12 protein-coding genes are annotated in these 17,357 nt (G+C 69.4%); 3 read left to right on the top strand and 9 right to left on the bottom strand.

Annotation, left to right across the window (positions count from 1 at the left end; all coding sequences use genetic code 11):
• Positions 1–65: 65 nt before the first annotated feature.
• Together OG588_RS41445 and OG588_RS41440 are read right to left on the bottom strand one after the other, a co-directional pair.
• Positions 66–1,088 (bottom strand): dipeptidase, encoded by a 1,023-nt coding sequence (locus OG588_RS41445; protein ID WP_405951732.1) that lies wholly within the window; start codon positions 1,086–1,088, stop codon positions 66–68.
• A 25-nt stretch (positions 1,089–1,113) separates the two neighbouring features.
• On the bottom strand, positions 1,114–2,118 hold the full coding sequence (locus tag OG588_RS41440; RefSeq protein ID WP_405951731.1) for a LacI family DNA-binding transcriptional regulator: 1,005 nt from the start codon (positions 2,116–2,118) through the stop codon (positions 1,114–1,116).
• Between the two features lie 137 nt (positions 2,119–2,255).
• On the opposite strand from OG588_RS41440, the gene OG588_RS41435 reads away from it, so the two are divergent.
• Both OG588_RS41435 and OG588_RS41430 read left to right on the top strand, forming a co-directional pair.
• A complete protein-coding gene (locus OG588_RS41435) occupies positions 2,256–3,410 on the top strand; it encodes a Gfo/Idh/MocA family protein (protein ID WP_405951730.1) in 1,155 nt (384 codons plus the stop codon).
• 142 nt (positions 3,411–3,552) lie between these two features.
• Positions 3,553–5,874, top strand: a complete 2,322-nt coding sequence (locus tag OG588_RS41430; RefSeq protein ID WP_405951729.1) for a LuxR C-terminal-related transcriptional regulator — start codon at positions 3,553–3,555, stop codon at positions 5,872–5,874.
• A gap of 270 nt (positions 5,875–6,144) precedes the next feature.
• Here the strand turns inward: OG588_RS41430 and OG588_RS41425 are convergent, their stop codons facing one another.
• From OG588_RS41425 to OG588_RS41400, 6 genes are all read right to left on the bottom strand, one after another.
• Positions 6,145–7,071 carry a trypsin-like serine peptidase gene (locus OG588_RS41425; RefSeq protein ID WP_405951728.1) on the bottom strand — a complete coding sequence of 309 codons (927 nt, stop codon included), beginning with the start codon at positions 7,069–7,071 and terminating at the stop codon, positions 6,145–6,147.
• A gap of 90 nt (positions 7,072–7,161) precedes the next feature.
• Positions 7,162–7,575: a hypothetical protein gene (locus OG588_RS41420; RefSeq protein WP_405951727.1), complete on the bottom strand. Its 414-nt coding sequence runs from the start codon at positions 7,573–7,575 to the stop codon at positions 7,162–7,164.
• A gap of 46 nt (positions 7,576–7,621) precedes the next feature.
• Positions 7,622–8,323 carry a DUF4232 domain-containing protein gene (locus OG588_RS41415; RefSeq protein ID WP_405951726.1) on the bottom strand — a complete coding sequence of 234 codons (702 nt, stop codon included), beginning with the start codon at positions 8,321–8,323 and terminating at the stop codon, positions 7,622–7,624.
• 239 nt (positions 8,324–8,562) lie between these two features.
• Positions 8,563–9,450, bottom strand: coding sequence for a glycoside hydrolase family 19 protein (locus tag OG588_RS41410; protein ID WP_317772270.1), 888 nt, complete (start codon positions 9,448–9,450; stop codon positions 8,563–8,565).
• Between the two features lie 228 nt (positions 9,451–9,678).
• Entirely contained in the window at positions 9,679–12,105 is a 2,427-nt protein-coding gene (locus OG588_RS41405) for a penicillin acylase family protein (RefSeq protein WP_405951725.1), read from the bottom strand.
• Positions 12,106–12,230: 125 nt separating this feature from the next.
• Positions 12,231–13,160 carry an SGNH/GDSL hydrolase family protein gene (locus OG588_RS41400; RefSeq protein WP_405951724.1) on the bottom strand — a complete coding sequence of 310 codons (930 nt, stop codon included), beginning with the start codon at positions 13,158–13,160 and terminating at the stop codon, positions 12,231–12,233.
• Between the two features lie 218 nt (positions 13,161–13,378).
• On the opposite strand from OG588_RS41400, the gene OG588_RS41395 reads away from it, so the two are divergent.
• A complete protein-coding gene (locus OG588_RS41395) occupies positions 13,379–13,630 on the top strand; it encodes a Smr/MutS family protein (protein WP_019059093.1) in 252 nt (83 codons plus the stop codon).
• Between the two features lie 32 nt (positions 13,631–13,662).
• On the opposite strand, the gene OG588_RS41390 is transcribed toward OG588_RS41395, so the two are convergent.
• On the bottom strand, positions 13,663–17,088 hold the full coding sequence (locus OG588_RS41390) for a GH92 family glycosyl hydrolase (RefSeq protein ID WP_405951723.1): 3,426 nt from the start codon (positions 17,086–17,088) through the stop codon (positions 13,663–13,665).
• Between the last annotated feature and the right edge of the window lie 269 nt (positions 17,089–17,357).

The following is a 17,357-nucleotide window of genomic DNA, read 5'->3' as shown; positions in this document are numbered from 1 at the left end:
GACCGTAATGGGCGCGTGGCGTGACGTCACATCGCCCGGGCGCCCGGCGGGGCTTCGGCGACTGTTCAACGACTTGGACCGGTCCCTACGGCCGTTGCGGGCGCGGCCTGTGGCCACACCTGCGCGGCCACGCGCCGGAAGTTGCCGCCCAGGATCGCGGCGACGGCGTCCTCGGGGTATCCCCGGCTACGCAGGGCGCCCTCGACGGTCAGCAGGCCCTCCGGGGGCATGAAGTCGATCGGGCCCCAGCGGGTGTAGCAGTCGGGGTACAGCTCCGGGCTCTGTTCGAGCATCGCGTTGAAGTCCCCTTCGTCGAACGGGTAGTCGGTGGACACGCCGACATGCTCCGGCCCGACCAGGTCGACGGCGTGGTCGATGTGCCGCACGAGGGCGTCGACGGAGGCGTCGTTGGGGCCGAGGAAGATGCCGACCCCGGTGATACCGACGACCCCGCCCGTGGCGGCGCACTCCTTGGCCTGGTCGTCGGTGATGTTGCGGGGGTGGTCCCAGACCGCGCGCATGCTGGAGTGGCTGTAGACGACGGGCAGTTGGGACACCTCGCACAGGTCGAGTCCGGTACGGGTGCCGCAGTGCGAGCCGTCCGCGACCATGCCGACGGCGTTCAACTCCCGTACCAGCGCCCGGCCGTAGGCGGTGAGTCCCTCGTCGACCTCGTCGAGGCAGCCGCCGCCGGCCGCGTTGCGGGTGTTGTAGCTCGGCAGCATCGTGCGGACGCCGAGGTCGTGGAAGAGGCGTACCCGGTCCAACTCCCCTTCCAGGGGCCCGGAGTCCTCCAGGTCGAAGGCGACCGCCACTTCCCCCGCCCGCGCGGCGGCGTCGATGTCGTCGACGCTCGCGACCAGCCGCAGCCGGTCGTCGGCGGCGATCCGCTGCCGCCAGCTCGCGAGGAGACCGGTGACGTCGTCGGTTCCGTGGGGCGCGTAGCCCACGTTCACCGAGACGAAGCTGCCGCCCGGCCTGCGGTAGCGGGCGAGTTCGCCGACGTCGGCGTTCTGCTCCAGCGCCAGGCAGCAGTGTTGTTCCCAGAGCAGGGGCGGGCGGCTCGTTTCCACGGTTTCGTTCGACACCGTATGGATCATGCCCGCGCCGGGACTACGACGTCGAGGGCGGGCCCGTGCTCCCCCGCACCTCCAGCCTCGGTTCCGACAACACCGTCTCCGACGCCCGCCCCGGATCCTTCATCCGGTGGACGAGAAGCTGCGCGGCGCGGCGCCCGATGTCGTGGCTGCCGTTGTCGACGGTGGTGAGCCAGAGGTGTCGTAGGCGCGCGAGGTACGTGTTGTCGTAGCCGACGAGGGACAGGTCCCGGGGCACCTGGAGGCCCAGTTCCTCGGCCGCCGAGAGCGCGCCGACGCACGCGATGTCGTTGAAGGCGAAGACGGCCGTGGGGCGTTCCGGGGCGGTGAGCAGGCGGACCATCGCGCGGTAGCCGCCCTCCTCCGTGTGGTCGCCCTGTTCGACCGTCGCGAGGTCGGTCAGGCCGTGGTCGTCCATGATCATTTCGAAGGAGGTGCAGCGGAGTGCGCCGGCGACGCCCGGGCCGGCGATATGGGCGATACGGCGGTGACCCAGGTCGATCAGGTGTTCGGTGGCCAGGATGGCGCCGTACGAGTCGTCGCCGGCCACGGCGTCGACGTGGGGCAGGACCGGTTCAATGGCGCCCGCGATCACTGTGGGGATGTGCGTCGCGGCGGCGAGGAGGTCCTCGGAGCCGGGGAGGGTACCCACCACGACCAGCCCGTCGACGCGGAGTTCCGTGAAGATGCGGGTGAGGTCCTCGCCGAGGTGACGGTTGAGGCGGCCGTCGGCCAGCATCATGTGCAGGCCCTGCTCGTGCAGGCGGGAGCCCAGGCCGTCGAGGAGTTCCACGAACCAGGGGTTGCGCAGGTCGTTCAGCAGGACGCCGATCGAGCGGGTGCGGCGTTCGCTGAGGCTGCGGGCGGCGGCGTTCGGGCGGTAGCCGAGTTCCTCCACGGCGGCCAGCACGGCCTGCCGTTTCTCCGGCCGTACCTGCTCGGAGCCGCGCAGCACCAGGGAGACCAGGGATTTCGACACACCGGCCCGCTCGGCGACGTCACGGATGGTCGGAGCGCTCATGGCTGGACCGTTCCATGCAGTCGCGCCCCCTGTCAAAGGCGCGGACACTCGGTGTTGACGTGCATGTATTGACATCAGGATGAATGGGTTCCAGTGTGGCGGGGACAGTTTATGGACCGGTCCAAAGAAGGGCAGTCATGGTGACCTCGCTCGGTGTTGCCGTCGTGGGTTTCGGATGGATGGGGCGGGTGCACACCCAGGCGTACGCCCGTGTCCCGCACCACTTTCCGCAGCTGACCCTGCGACCGCAGCTCGTGACGGTCGCCGAGGAGGTGCCCGGGCGGGCGGAGCAGGCGGCCGAGCAGTTCGGCTTCGCCTCCACCACCCGCGACTGGCGCGAAGTGGTCGACGACCCTCGGGTGCAGGCGGTGAGCATCACCGCGCCGAACTTCCTGCACCGCGAGATCGGTGTCGCGATGGCGGAGGCCGGCAAGCACATCTGGATCGAGAAGCCGGTGGGTCTGTCGACGGCGGACTCCTCCGCCGTGGCCGACGCGGTCAGCAAGGCCGGCGTCCAGGGCGCGGTCGGCTTCAACTACCGCAACGCGCCCGCCGTCGAGGCCGCCCGCCACCTGATCGCCTCGGGCGAGCTGGGCACGGTGACCCACATCCGCGTCCGCCTTTTCAGCGACTACGCGGCCCACCCGGACGGCGCGCTGACCTGGCGCTACGAGTTGGAGCGCGGCGGCCACGGTGTCCTGGGCGACCTGGCCTCGCACGGCGCGGACCTGGCCCGTTACCTCCTCGGCGACATCACCTCCCTCGCCGCGGACACCGCGATCTTCCTGCCCCAGCGGGCCCGCCCCACCGGCGCGACCGCGGGCCACGCCCTGGCCACCGGCGGCGAGTTGGGCCCGGTGGAGAACGAGGACTACGTCAACTGCCTGCTGCGGTTCGCCTCCGGCGCCCGGGGTGTCCTGGAGGCCAGCCGGGTCTCGGTCGGCGAGCAGAACAACTACGGCTTCGAGGTGCACGGCACCAAGGGCGCGGTGTTCTGGGACTTCCGCCGGCTGAACGAGCTGGCCGTCAGCCGCGGTACGACGTACCAGGACCAGCCCGTCACCACCGTGTATGTCGGCCCGGGCGACGGCGAGTTCGGCGCATTCCAGCCCGGCGCGGCGAATGCCATGGGCTACGACGACCTCAAGGTGATCGAGGCGTACCGCTTCCTGCGCTCCGTCGCCGAGGGCGTGCCGTACGGCGCCACTCTCCCGGATGCCGTACACAGCGCTGCGGTTCTGGACGCCATGGTGCGTTCCGTCGAGACCGGCACCTGGGTGAGCCCGGCGTGAACGGCGCGCGCGTCGCCTGAACGGCGCGCCGCCGGGCGCCCGCGCGATCTCGCGCCCACCCGCCGGACTCGACTACCGTTCACGCTCGGGAGTCACTCGCCTACGCTGTGGTGACCGGTTGACGGACGGGTATGGGGGCGGCATGGGATACGGCTTCGGACAGCGGCGGGGCGGTCAACTCCCTGTGGAGTTGACCAGCTTCGTCGGACGCACCGAGGAACTCGGGATGCTGCACACCGAGTTGGCACGGTCCCGGCTGGTCACGCTGGTCGGCCCGGGCGGGGTCGGCAAGAGCCGCACGGCCCTGCGGGCGGCTCGCGCGGTCACCGACCGGTTCGCCGACGGGGTGCGGCTGGTGGAGCTGTCGGCCCTGCACGACCCGGAGTTGGTGCCACCGACGCTCGCGGGCGTCCTCGAACTGCCCGAGCAGTCCGGCATGACCCCGTTGGACGCCATCGTGGAACACCTGCGCGGGCGGCGGATGTTGATCGTCCTCGACACCTGCGAGCACCTGGTCGACGCGTGCGCGATGCTCTGCGACATCCTGCTGCGCGAGGCCCCGGGACTGAGCGTCCTCGCCACCAGCAGGCAGCCGCTCGACGTGCCCGGTGAGCGCTGTCTGCCGATCGCCCCGCTGACCCGGGCCGACGCCGTCGACCTGTTCGTGCAGCGCGCCGCCGCCGTCACCGGCGGAACCGCCCTGAACGGCGCCGACCGGGAGAGCACCCTCGCCCTCGTCGACCGCCTCGACGGCATCCCCCTCGCCCTCGAACTCGCCGCCGTACGCCTGCGGGCCGTCCCCCTCGCGGAGCTCGTCGCCCGCCTGGACCGCCACTGCGAGGTCCTCACCGGCGGCCGCCGCACGGCACTCACCCGTCACCAGACCCTGCGCGCGGCCATCGACTGGTCCTACGACCTGTGCACACCCCAGGAACAACTGCTGTGGGCACGGCTGTCGGTGTTCGCCGGTTCCTTCGAACTGTCCGCCGCCGAGCGGGTGTGCGCGGGCGGCGACTCTGCTGGAGCGGTCCAACTGGACGGCGAGCAGGTCGTCGAGGCACTGATCGGACTCGTCGACAAGTCGGTCGTCCAGCGCATCGGCGAGGACGGCGGCCGCTACCGACTGCTGGACACCATCCGCGAGTACGGCACCGCGCGCCTGGCCGGCACAGAGGACACGGAGGCCGTACGACAACGGCACTTCGCCCACTACGACGAACTCGTCGGCCGTTTTTGGAACGGTCTGATGGGCCGGGCCCAGGTCCAACTGCACCATGCCGTACGCGCGGAGATCGCCGACGTACGGGCCGCCCTGGAGTACGGCTGCGCCACCGAGGGACGGGCGAGCGACGCGCTGTGGCTGGCGACCCGACTAGGGGCGTACTGGCGGGCGGCGGGGACGCTGTCCGAGGGCCGGTACTGGATCGACAAGGGGCTCGGCCTCGTCCCGCAGGACTCCGCGGAGCGGGCCTGGGGGCTGTTCATGACCGGGGTGTTCGGGATCTGGACGGCCGATCTGGAGACGGCGTTGGACCGGTTCCCGCAGGCGCACGAGGTGGCGCGCCGCGTCGGCGAGAGCCGCGTGGAGCTGTTCAGCGAGGGCTACTTGGGCGCCCTCACGCTGCTCGGCGGGGCCGTGGAGGAGGGGTCGGCGGCCCTCGAAGCGGTCCGTGGGCGGATGATCGCGGCCGACGACGCGCTGGGCATCGGCGTCGTCCACTACGAAGGGGCCCTACTGTACGCGGCGTTGGGCTTCACGGACCGGGCGCTGGAGTGGTGCGAGACGGGCCTGGCGTATCTGGAGGGCCGGGGCGAGCGCCAGTTGTACGGTTCCACGCTCACGGTCCAGGGCGTCATCCTGTGGCTGGTCGGGCGGCCCGAGGAGAGCGCGACGGCGTTGCACCGGGGGCTGGAGGCGGCGAGTGAGATCGGCGAAGTGCTGGCCGCGGCGCTCGCGTCGCTGGGCCTGGCCTGGCACGCGGCCGGGCAGAAGCGGTACGTCAGGGCCTGCTGGCTGCTGGGTTACGCGGAGCACGCGCGCCGGCTGGGCGGCGACCCGGTCGGCATGCTGCCCCGGCTGCTGGAGGAACAGGAGTCCCAACAGCGGGCGGTACGGGCGGCGTTGGGCGCCGAACCGTACGAGCGGTGGCGGGAGGCGGGCGCCCGGATGTCGGGCCGCGAACTCCTGGACGCCGTACGCACGGACGCGGACGAACCGCCCGGCATCCCCACGGCCCGCCACGCCACAGCCGACACCCGCCCCGCCGATCCCCTCACCCGCCGCGAACGCGAGGTCGCCGCCCTCGTCACCCAGGGCCTGTCCAACCGGGAGATCGCCGAACGGCTCGTCATCTCCAAGCGCACGGTGGACGCCCATGTCGAGCACATCCTGGCCAAGTTGGGCATCACCTCGCGTACCGAGATCCTGGCCGCGGCACAGCCCGAGGGCACCAAGTCGGCATAAGTACCTGGTACCTACGTACCCCCTCCGAAGCCCCCGCCGACGACTACGTGCACCGATCTCCCCACCGATATCCCGGAGTTCGGGCCCCCCACACCCGCCCGACGCCCCAAGCTGGTCCTACCGCCAGGGGAATGGGACGTGTCGGGGCCGGCAGTGTTGGTCAACCCCACGGCTGTCATGGCAAGGCATCCGGCACCGCACCTCCCCTGGCGGTATTCGCGTAGGGCTGCCCCTGTCGGCGGGGGCAGCCCTCCTCAACGGGCCCTGAGATCAGCCGCGTTCGGCCCGCTCGTACATCGTCTTGGCGGTGGCGCCGAAGATCTCGCCGTACATCTTGGTCGGCGTGAAGCCGTCCAGCGAACTGTTGACCGAGACGAGGGTGCCCTGCCCGGTGGTCTCCTTGAAGTCGGCCAGCCACGGGCCGCCGCTGGAGCCGCCGGTCATGTCGCAGGGGATCATCCGCTGGCCGTCCTCCTTCTTCTCCGTGCCCACACAGCGCAGGAGTTCCTCGCCGAGCTGCGGGTGGGTGGCGGGGTAGCCGAAGGACGAGATCTTCCCGCCGACGGCCCGGTTGAACGCGATCGGCGTCCCGCCCACGACGTCGGTGAGCTTACGACCGCTCTTGTCGGCGTCGACGACCATCGCGGCCACGTCGTTCGTCCCCTCCTCCGCGAAGGCGCGCGGCGTCAGGAAACTGCGCACCGCGAAGGCGCCGTACGGCTGCTTGCCCTTGCTGTAGGCCGGGACGAACACCATCGACATGTTGGTGTTGACGGGCGAGGCGGACCGCCGGACGCAGTGCCCCGCGGTCATCACCACGGACCGGTTGGCGCTCTTCACCGCGGTGGCCGTGCACCACGTGTCGGCCCCGGCGGCGTTGACCATGAACATCCGCCCCACGGTCTTCAGCTGTGGACCGGTCCACGTCTTGGTCTTCGGCCCGGTCGGCCCCAGATCCACCGACTTCCCTACGGCCTTGATCCGGGCCGGGGTCCAGTAGGCGAGGGCGTCCTTGCGTTCCTGGGCGGTGAACGAGAAGGAGGACACCGGGTCGGGGGCGGCAGCAGCGGCGCGGTCGGCGCCGGAGACGGCGGTGGCCGAGACGGGGACGGCGAGCGCGAGGGCCGTACCGGCCACGGTGAGCGCCGTGGCACGGCGGCGGAGAACTCGGCTCCCGGGAAGGGGGCTGTCGAACATGGGGGATGTCTCCTCGACTGGTTCAAGTGGTTCTGGTGGTTCCAGTGGTTCCAGTGGTTCCAGTAGCTGTTGCGACCCGGCTCGGCCCGGCTACGCGCAATCCAAGAGAGGTAAATCCGGCGATCCGGATTGCGTCGTCGAGTCGGATCCCGGTTGCGTCGCCGGGTCGGCGGACGCCTCGCGGAGGAAGGCCAGGAACTCCCCCACCGTGCAGCTCCAGATCCGACGTTCCACCAACGCCGTGTGCCGGCGGGCGAGTTCGTGATCGTCGCCGTAGACGAACCTGACGACGAGCGGGCCCTCGTACGCGCGGATCTCGATTCCGCTCGGCTGTACCTCGTCCGCCGAGTGCAGGCCCACCGCGATGCCGATGATCTCCCAGACCAGCACGCCCGCTCTCTTGAACGCGCCGTCGGACGAGGTGTGCCACACCACCTCGAAGTGCTCGTGCGCGGGCGCCTCGGGATCGGGCCGCCGGTTCACGTTGTTCGATGTACTGGGCACACCTACGTCCTTTCTGTGCGGCAGGGAACTACGCGGCACCGGCTGCCTAGTTGAGGGCGTCCGAGGGGTTGGTCAGCCAGTAGCTGGTGGTCAGGGAGCTGTCGACGTACACGCCCTTGCTGGGCAGCGCGACCTTGACGCCCGAGCCCACGAAGTCGAGCGCGCGGTTCTGGAAGATCACCGAGAGTGTCTTCGCGGTGTAGCCGCCGGAGCCGCTGCCGTCGGCGGCGGCGAGGAGCACGCCCGCATAGCCCGACTGTCCGGGGCTGAGCGTGGTGACCGCCTGCGGCTGCGTGTCCTCGTCGACCGGGGGCACGGACTGGGCGTCCTGGAAGTTCAGGGCCGGATAGCCGTACAGGTAGCAGGTCTTGGAGCCGGTGTTCTTGACGGTCAGCAGCAGGTGGTTCAGCGGACGCGACACGGTCTGTGCGGTGACCTTGGTGTTGGCGCCGGTGCAGGTGACGATGCTGGACGTCGAGTTGGACCCGCTGGACCCCTTGGCGGTGGTGCTGCCGCCGCCCGACTTCGAGGTCACGGCCGCGTCCGTACCGGAGGCCTCGGCCTTGGTGTTTCCGGCGTCCGTCTTGGGCGTCGCGGTCGAGGAGATGCCGTTGTCGGCGGCGACGGTCGGGGGGCTCTTGGTCCCCGTGTCCTGGCTCGTTCCACAGGCGGTCAGTGCGAGCGACGCGGCTGCGGCGAAGGTCGCGGTGAGGAGTGCCGTACGGCGGCGGAAGACGGTGTTGGACATGATCGGGTTCCCCCTGGGTGCGGTGCTGGAAGGCGAGCCACCGGGTTTCGTGGTGGGCCTCGCTGCGAACAACCGCAGCTTGCGCGGCGATCCGTCCCAGCCGCCAGAAGAGTCGGGGGAAACGGGAAGCTGGAACGCTCACGTAGGGGTTGACCTGCGGGAACGTACCGCCCCTGGAACGCGGGGGTGGAACGGGCACCGGCCGTTGGAGCGGTCCAACCGGTGCCCGTCCCGCACGATCAGCAGTAGAGGTTGGCCCCGGTGCTGGTCCCGAGGATCGAGGTGAACCGCGTGTAGGCGTCCACACGGCTCTGCACCTGGGCGGGGTTCTTGCCGTCGCACTCGATCGAGCCGTTGATGCTGCGGATGGTCTGTCCGAAACCGGCGCCGTTGACCATCGCGTTGTGCGGGGTCATGCTGCCGGGGCCGGTCTGCGTGTTCCAGTACCAGAGCGCGGTCTTCCAGGCCACGGCCGAGTCGTTCTGCACCAGCCACGGATTGTTGAGCAGGTCGATGCCCAACGCGTCCCCGGCGGCCTTGTAGTTGAAGTTCCAGCTGAGCTGTATCGGCCCGCGCCCGTAGTAGGCGGCCTGGCCGGCCGGGCAGCCGTACGACTGGCTCCAGTCGCAGTACGTCGGGTAGTTGGCGGTGTTCTGCTCGACGATGTACACCAACCCGCCCGTCTCATGGCTGACGTTGGCGAGGAAGGCTGCGGCCTCCTGCTTCTTCGTGGTGTCGCTGCCGGTGTTCGCGAACCCCGGGTAGGCGCTGAGGGCGGCGGTGAGACCGCTGTACGAGTAGAAGGAGTTCCGGCTCGGGAACATCTGGTTGAACTGCGCCTCGCTGACGACGAAGTTCCCGACGGGCGTACCGGAGCCGTCGCAGGCGTACGGCTCCCAGAACCACGTGCTGATGACCGGGTCGTAGCCCGGGTTGTCGTGCTCGGCGATGTACGCCTTGCCGTCGGTGTAGCGGACGATGTTGCCGGTGACGTACGACTTGCCGGCCACCCAGTTCGGATAGCTCGAACAGGAGGCGGCGGACGCGCCGGCGGCGGGAAGGACCACGGGCGTAAGGCTACCGAGGACGAGTGCGGTCAGTACTGCGGCGATGCGGCGTCTCGACACAGGGTTCAACTCCTCTGTGGAGCACGGCCGTACCCCGCCAAGGGCAGGGCGAAGCGGAGCCTTTGTGCGCACGGGCCGGTTGGACCGGTCACGGCGTGGGGGGCGGCCGTGGTGGGGGATGACGCGACTCACTGAACCGCATTGGTATGTACCAGTCAAGGGTATAGACCAGTCAACCCCACACCCGGCCCGCCGAGTTACGACCGGCCCGCGCTGCGTCGGCCTGCCTCACCTGCGCAGAGTCGTCACCTCCAGAGCCGGGTCGCCGGCAATCTCCGCCGGGGTGGACCGTTCCATGACCCACTGCTTGCGCGAGAAGAGACGGGTCTGGTCCGAGAAATGGGGCGAGGCCGGGTTCGCGGACTGGCCGTAGGTGAGCAGGGTGTGGGCGCGCGGGCCGTCCGGGGTCAGTTCGACGCTCATCAGGAAGGTGGTGCCGAAGGCACCGGCGGTCGGGGTGCCGGTGCCCGAGTCCGGGCTCGCCTCCACGACGTCGAAGCAGCCCGCCTCGCAGCCGGGCAGCGGGATGCCGTCCCACTTCTGTACGGCGCCGAGTTCGACGTCGACCGGGAGGTCACGGGCCGCGAACTCCTGCACGGCGTCGGCCAGGGCGCGTTGGACACGCGGGTCCTCGCCGTTGAACCCCCTTGGGGTGGTGAGGGGTTGAGCGGGGTCGTACGGGACGCGGCGCCAGGTGTCGGGCGGACCGCCGTCGAGGAGACGGTTGTAGAACGTGCTCCAGAGCACGATGCCCCGGCTGGTGGTGTCGGCGCGGGTGTCCCAGCGGGCGAGGGTCGTGCAGGCCTGCGTGACGTCGACCAGCGTGCCGTCCGTGGCCGTCAGGCTCGGGTGGGCGCGGCACATGCCGACGATGTCGTCGCGGCCCGTCTCGGCCGACCGGACGCGGTTGCCGAGCATCGAGTCGCGCAGGGTGCTTTCGGTGAAGCCCGGTGCGCCCAACCCGTCGGTGCCGTCCCGGCGTTGGGCGATCATGTCGAGGCCGAGCTGGGCCCGCCCGTCGAGGTGGGGATCGGTGTCGTACACGCCCGGGAGGCCGGTGATCGGCGCCTCCGGATTGACGTACTGGGGGCCGTTGTTGGAGTTGGCGACATAGTCGGTACGGCTCAACTTCGGCTGACGGGAGGGTCCGTAGACGCCGGGCACGAGCGCGTCGGGGTCACTCCCCCAGGCACAGGCCGACGTCGAACCGTCCAGCGCGGTCGGCCCCTCGTCGTTCGGGAGGGTGCAGTGGGCGAGTTGGGCGTCGGTGAGGTGCGGGACAGCCGAGGAGTCGGTGAAGTACGTGCCGCCGCTGGTGTCGGCCGCGAGGGTGTAGGTCCAGGGGACGCCCTGGAACTCGTCCTGTGCGGCGCGGAGTTGGCCGAGGTTCTGCGCCTTGCCCATCGCCAGCCAGGTGTTCATGGAGCGCAGGTTGTCGGCGTTGGCGTCCCGGATCGCGTAGGCGGTCGTCGCGGTCCAGCCGGAGGACAGGACGGGCCCGAAGTGCGAGGAGTACAGGGTTCGTTCGACGGTCTTCAGTTTGCCGTCGGCGCCGCGCACGGTGACCGGGACCGTGCGGCGTTCCATCGGTACGGTCTTGCCGTCCAGCACGTAGCTGGTCGGGTCGCCGGGGGCGAGCTTGAGCGCGTAGAGGGACGCGTGTTCGGCGTCGCTCGCAGTGTGCGTCCAGGCGAGGGTGCGGTTGTGGCCGATCTCGACCAGCGGGGTGCCGTAGAGGCCGGCGCCGGAGACGTCGAGGGTGCCGGGGATCGTCAACTGCACTTGGTAGAGACGGAAGTAGCCGACGGCCCAGGGAAGGTGGGGGTTGGCCAGGACCATCGCGTTGCCGGTGCGGGTGGCGTCGCGGCCGAGGGCCCAGCCGTTGCTGCCGATGTCGTTGGCGGTGGCGGTGGCGAGGGCGAGGGTCGCGGCTGCGCTGGAGGCCTCCGTTTCCTTGCCGTCGGCGGCAGTCGTCGTCGGAGGATTCGCGTCGCCGATGTCCGGGACCAACGGCACTGTCGCGGTCACCCTGTTGACGTCGTAGACGACGCTCCACACGTCGAGGGCGGTGATCGGCCGCACCCAGGGCTTGCCCTTGCAGGTCGGGTCCGGGAGGTGGTCGACGCCGGTGTCGCGGAGGTAGCGGTTGTACCCGGCTGCGTATCCCTCGACCATGCGGCGCAGTTCGATCGTCGGCCCCAACGGGGCTTTTCGCGCGAGCAGTTGGCGGACGGTGCCCGCACGCAGCTGCCCGCTGTAGTAGGTGTCGCTCGCGAGGTTGGAGCCTTGGACTTCGTCTTCACCGGGCTCTCCGTCGGGCCCGAAGAACCGGGACCGCTCGCCCCTCAACGTCACCACGTGGTCGGCGAGTTCACACACGTTGTCCTGCGCGAACGCGTACCCGTATCCATACCCGAGTCCGTCGAAGTCCCGGGCCAGGATGTGCGGGACGCCGTACTCGGTCCGGCTGATCCGGACCGTGTGACCGCCCTCGGCCACCGTCTTGCCGTCCGACGCCGACCCCGTCACGGCGGACGAGGACGCGGGCAGCAGAGCGACAGTGGCCGAGGTGAGACACAGGACGGCCGCGACAGCCGCCAACCGGCCTGCTAAGGAACATCTATGACGCTTCGTCAGTTCTCTGGGTTCAGCCATGGCCGCCACCTTGCAGGCCGGACCGAAGGAGCGTCATCGGGCGTGCGGCGGATTTACGGGCGGCTTGTCAGCCTCAAGATGTACGCCTCGAGGCTCCTTGAGGGTCTTGAGGAACTGTCGGCCGGCTACGGCTTGTAGATCTGCCGCAGGGTTGCCACGGCCATGGCGAACTGACCGGACACGTTGGGGTGCGCGGCGGCGGTGTTCGCGGCGGGGGTCAGCGACTCGATCCACCGTTCCTCGCGCGGTTGGCACATGTCGTGGCCCACCGTCGGCGTGTAGGTGTCCGCATAGGACGCGTGGACCCCCTCGGCATTCGCCTGGCGTCGCAGCGCCGCGTTGGCCTGCTTCGTGGTGTCCCGCAGATAAGCGAAGTCACCCTTGGCGAAGGGTACTTCGGCACAGCCGACGCCGTTGTCGGGGAAGAGCGCGGGGTAGCCGACGACGATCACCTTGGCGGCGGGGCTGCGTCGCTCGATCTCGGCGAGCACATCGTGGACGCGCCCCTCCATGGTGGCGACGCGCTCGGCCAGTACGTCCTTGCCGCCCGCCGTGAAGTACTGCTTGCAGGGCGTACCGTCCCGGTCCGTCGCGGCGACACGGGCGCAGGTGGCGAGCACGCTGCTGAAGCCGACGTCGTTGCCGCCCAGGGTCAGGGTGACGAGTCTCGTGCGGGGCGTGAGCGCGTCGACCTGGGGGGCGTTGGTGCCCTGCGGGTTCCAGAAGTTGTTCGTGGTGGCGCCGCTGCAGGTGACGTCGTCGAACGTGTGCTTGAGCCCCACCATCGAGGCGAACTTGGATATCAGACCGGGGTAGTTGCCGGTCGTACGGTCGCACGCCTTGTCCTTCACTCCGGCCAGTCCGGCCCCGGAGGCGTAGGAGTCGCCGAGCGCCACATAGGCGGGGCCGACACCGGAGGTGGCCGGCGTACTCCGAGCGGCTGCGGTCGGCGCGCCCAGCGTGAGGACGACGGCCGAGGCGGCCAGGACTCCGGCGGCGGCGCGGCGGGTGTGTGACTGCCTGCCCGGGGAACGGTTCGATCCGAAAGGGGACACAACGCCTCTTCAATCTAGGGGACTTGGACAGGCGCCGGCCGGTGCCACGAGGAGCTGACGCCCTCTCGATGTGATCGAGCCTAGGGTCGGAGCGGGGCGGGGTCCTCGGGCTACGGGACGACTGCCGCGTAGAACCAGGGTTAGAGAGCACCACGGACTCTCCGCCTCAGGAGCGCTCTCGCATACGCTGCGTCCCTACGACGAGCCCCCCGGAGGCGATGGCCCTGATCACCCTGGATCTGCACCCCTACTTCCGCAGCGATCGCGACATCGACACAGCCCTGCGGCAGACCCTCTTCAAGGCCGCCGCCACCGGGGTGGACACCGTCCAGATCATCCCGGGCAAGGGAACGGGCCAACTGAAGAAGCGAGTGCTGGCAGTGCTGGCGCAGAAGCACATCAAGAAGCTCTACGCCCGCGTGGAGCAGGATCCGACCAACGCCGGCCGGATCCTGGTCCACCTTCGCTAACTAGCTGTCGGCTATTGGTAATTGGCTACTGGCTACTGGCCGAAGCCGTACGAGAACAAGTGATCCGTGCCCGTCGAGCCCGTCACCGGCAGGGTGATCGACGCGACCTGCTTGGACGGGTCCAACGGGACCTTCGTGGCGAAGACGTAGGTCTTCACGCTGTCCCGGCCCCCGCTCCCGGTGTTCCGGTAGGCCGTTGTCGCGGCGGTCGTGTCACCCGGAATCGGCGTACTGGAACCGCCGTTGAGGGTCCAGTCCGGGAAGGCGACCGTCCCCTGTGAAGTGGTGCCGTCGGTGTAGGTGACGGTCACCGCGCCCGAGACGCCGCTGCCGTCGGTCGGCGCGTTGGTCGCCGTGCCGAGCAGACCCAGCGACGCACCCGATGTACCGGCCGGCATCGAGATGGTCTGGCCGGCCATCTCCAGGTTGTCCAACTGACCCGAAGTCACCGTCGGCCAAGTGTAGTTGATGCCGTCGACCGTGAGCGGCGAGCCGCTCGTGACGCCCGCAGCCGCCAACGCGTTCTGCGAGAAGGCCCAACCACCGCCGTCGAAGCCGCCCGAGAAGGTGGCGCCGTCGGGATAGATGCCCTCGTTGGTGTTGTACGGCCACAGCGCACCGGCCTTGGCCACGGCCACCCGGAGGGTCGCACCGGCCAGCGCCGCACCGGAGTTGTGATCTGTGAGCGCGAACGTGACCGGGAACAGCCCCTCGTCCGTGCCCGCCGTGACGTGAACCTTCGCCTCGGCGCTGCCCGCTGCGGGCACCGTCAGCGAGCCGGACGCCGTGTCCAGGGTGACTCCTGAGGGAGCCGTCGCCTTCCAGTCGACCGTGACGGCCGTGCTGCCGAGATTGGTCAGGTCGAGCGTGCCGTCACCGGCCGAACCCGGCGCGAGTACAAGGCCGTTGGCGGGACCGGTCGCGGCCAGCACCCGGCCGCCGCCCGTGGTGTCCGACGGCGGCGCGGCCGAAGGTCCGGACGCCCAGGCCGTGTTGGCCTGCGTGGCGAGTGTGAAGTCGGCGGTGCCCGCACTCTGCAACTGCTGATACGTCAGCCACGAGGTGTTCCACGCCTTGCCGTTGACGTCGAGCGACTGCACGTACGGCGCGTCGGGCGCGGCCTGCGGTGCGTTGATCCGCACCGTCTTTCCGCTGCCGAAGGTCACCTTGGCCGCCGGGAACGCCGGGCTGCCGAGCGCCAGCGTGTCCGTGCCCGGGGTCTCCGGGTACATGCCGAGCTCGGACCAGACGTACCAGGAGCTCATGGCGCCGAGGTCGTCGTTGCCGAACGAGCCGACCGGAGCGTTGAAGTACAGCTTCTGCTGCGCCTCACGAACGGCCGCCTGGGTCTTCCAGGGCTGGCCCGTGTAGTCGTACTCCCAGGGGATCTCGACGCTGGGCTCGTTGCTCAGGTCGGCGTCGGTGTTGCCGGGTGCGGTGATGTCGTCGAGCAGGCTGTCCAGGTAGGACGAGTACGCCTGGTTTCCGCCGCGGGCCTGGATGAGCTGTTTCAGGTTGAACGGGACCATCGGCGTGTACTGCGCGGAGGTGCCCTCCACGAAGCCGTTCGAGGTGCCGGGGGTGAAACCGCCCGCGAACTGGCCGTCCTTGTTCTTGGCCTGCATGTAGCCGGTCTGCGGGTTGAAGACGTTCATCCAGTCCTGGGCGCGGGTGGCGAACTTCTCGTAGACGGACGTCTTACCCAGCGACTTCGCGAAGGAGGCGAGGGCGTAGTCGGCGGAGTCGTACTCGAGTTGGGTGGAGACGGGGCCGTAGAAGTTGCAGCAGTTGTAGTCGTTCTCGTCGAGCGGGAGGTAGCCCTTCGCGTCCCGGACCGACTCGCCGGGGCGATCGTTGTTGGGGACGGTGGCCTCGTGCTGCAGGGCCGCGAGGGCCTTGTCGGTGTCGAAGCCGGTCGCGCCGAAGGCGTACGCGTCGGCGATGATGCCGGCGGCCGGGTCGCCGACCATGACGTAGCTCTCGCCGTTGTTCGAGGCCCACTTGGGCAACAGGCCTGTCTGGTCATACCCGTTGAGCATCGAGGTGACGACGTCGGCGGTGACCTTGGGTTCGACCATCGCCATCAGCTGGGTCTGGGAGCGGTAGGTGTCCCAGCCGGAGTAGTTGGCGTACTGGGCCTGTTGCCCCTTGGCCAGTGTGTGGACCTGGTTGTCCATGCCCATGTACTGGCCGTTGTCGTCGGAGAAGACATTCGGGTGCAGCAGCGCGTGGGAGAGCGCGGTGTAGAACTGCGTCTGCTGGTCGATGGATCCGCCGCCCACCTGGATCTTGTTCAGTACGGTGTTCCAGGCGTCGTGGTTGGCCTTCTCGACCGTTCCGAGGTTCCAGTTCTTGATCTCGGTGCTGAGGTTGTTCGCGGCGCCCGCGTCACTCGTGTACGAGATGCCGACCTTCGCGCTCACCGTGGGGTTCGCGGTGGTGTCGAAGGTGAGGTACATGCCGTTGGCGCCGGTCGTGGGGGGCTGGGCGGCTTTCGCTGTGGCTGTGGCTGTGGCTGTTGCTTTGGCTTTGGCTTTGGCTTTGGCTTTGGCTTTGGCTTTGGCTTTGGCTTTGGCTTTGGCTTTGGCTTTTGGACCGGTCCCGTGGATCGTGGGGGCGGGCTTCGCCGGGACGGTGAAGTGCTTCTCCTTCAGCGGCGCCGACCCGGTTGTGTGCGGGGCGAGTTGGACCTTGCCGGCCTTCAGCGACCGCGTGTCGGGGTTGATGGTGCTACCGACCCACGTACCGCTCGCGGTGAACGGCTGGTCGAACTTCACATCGAAGTGCAGCGTGTACCTGTTGCTCGCGCCGCAGAAGTGACCGCTGTCGATCGCGCCGCTGATCTCCTTGTCGTTCACCACCTGGACGCGGGTCCCGTCCACCTGCGTGGCGCCGCCGCTCAACTTGAAGAGCAGGTTGGCCTGTTGACCCGTGGGGAAGGTGAAGGCGCCAAGCCCGGCACGGGTGGTGTCGGTCAGCTCGGCCTTGACCCCGTTCGCGTCGGTGACCTTGTAACGCCCGATACCGGCCTGCTCGTCGGCATGGCCGAAGCCGACGGACGTACTCCCGAGGTCACCCGACAGCGAGCCGGTCACCGGCAGGATCGGCAGATCGCCCGCGACGGGACAGCCGGGTCCCGAGACATGGGTGAGGCTGAAGCCGGCGAGCTTGGTGTCGTTGTACTCGTAGCCACCGCCGTCAGGACGGTTCGGTGTCGTGTCGGGACCCCACTGCACCATCCCGGCCGGCATGTCGGGGCCCGGGAAGGTGTCCACCGCCCCGGAGGTGCCGATGAGGGGGTTGACGAGGGACGCGGGGTCCGTCACGAGGGCGGGCGTCGCGGCGCTCGCGGCATGGGCCATGTCGGCGCTGCCGATCGCCGTGAGCGGAAGGGCGGTCAGGCCCAACACGCAGGCCACGGCGAGGCGTTGACGGAATCTGTTGCGGTCACGTGGCACGGCTGAACGTCGGGGTCTCACCATCGGTCGCCTCCGCAGCGGTTCGTGCTTCGCAGATCAGGTGACGGCACACCGGAGAACACCGGCACGCCGGCGACAGGCAACGGTTCCTGGTCGCTCCCACGGCCTGACAACGTTGCCATGCACGAGTGTCGAGTGAACGCGCGTGCTGATGGTGTGTCAACGAGGTTGGCAGGAGTTTGGGGTGGAGTTGAGGGGTGGGTGGGATTGGAGTGAGCGCCGTGGGTGCGCGAGCGCGTATGACACCG

It is taken from the genome of Streptomyces prunicolor, from assembly GCF_045162825.1.
Taxonomy (GTDB): domain Bacteria; phylum Actinomycetota; class Actinomycetes; order Streptomycetales; family Streptomycetaceae; genus Streptomyces; species Streptomyces prunicolor.
Note: the sequence above shows the minus strand (reverse complement) of the source record. Positions and strands in the feature narration are given on the sequence as shown.

What these genes read in the sequence shown, in the direction of transcription:
- OG588_RS41440 (WP_405951731.1), bottom strand. Translation starts at nt 2,118, where the DNA reads ATGAGCGCTCCGACCATCCGTGACGTCGCCGAGCGGGCCGGTGTGTCG.
- OG588_RS41435 (WP_405951730.1), top strand. Translation starts at nt 2,256, where the DNA reads ATGGTGACCTCGCTCGGTGTTGCCGTCGTGGGTTTCGGATGGATGGGG.
- OG588_RS41430 (WP_405951729.1), top strand. Translation starts at nt 3,553, where the DNA reads ATGGGATACGGCTTCGGACAGCGGCGGGGCGGTCAACTCCCTGTGGAG.
- OG588_RS41425 (WP_405951728.1), bottom strand. Translation starts at nt 7,071, where the DNA reads ATGTTCGACAGCCCCCTTCCCGGGAGCCGAGTTCTCCGCCGCCGTGCC.
- OG588_RS41415 (WP_405951726.1), bottom strand. Translation starts at nt 8,323, where the DNA reads ATGTCCAACACCGTCTTCCGCCGCCGTACGGCACTCCTCACCGCGACC.
- OG588_RS41405 (WP_405951725.1), bottom strand. Translation starts at nt 12,105, where the DNA reads ATGGCTGAACCCAGAGAACTGACGAAGCGTCATAGATGTTCCTTAGCA.
- OG588_RS41395 (WP_019059093.1), top strand. Translation starts at nt 13,379, where the DNA reads ATGGCCCTGATCACCCTGGATCTGCACCCCTACTTCCGCAGCGATCGC.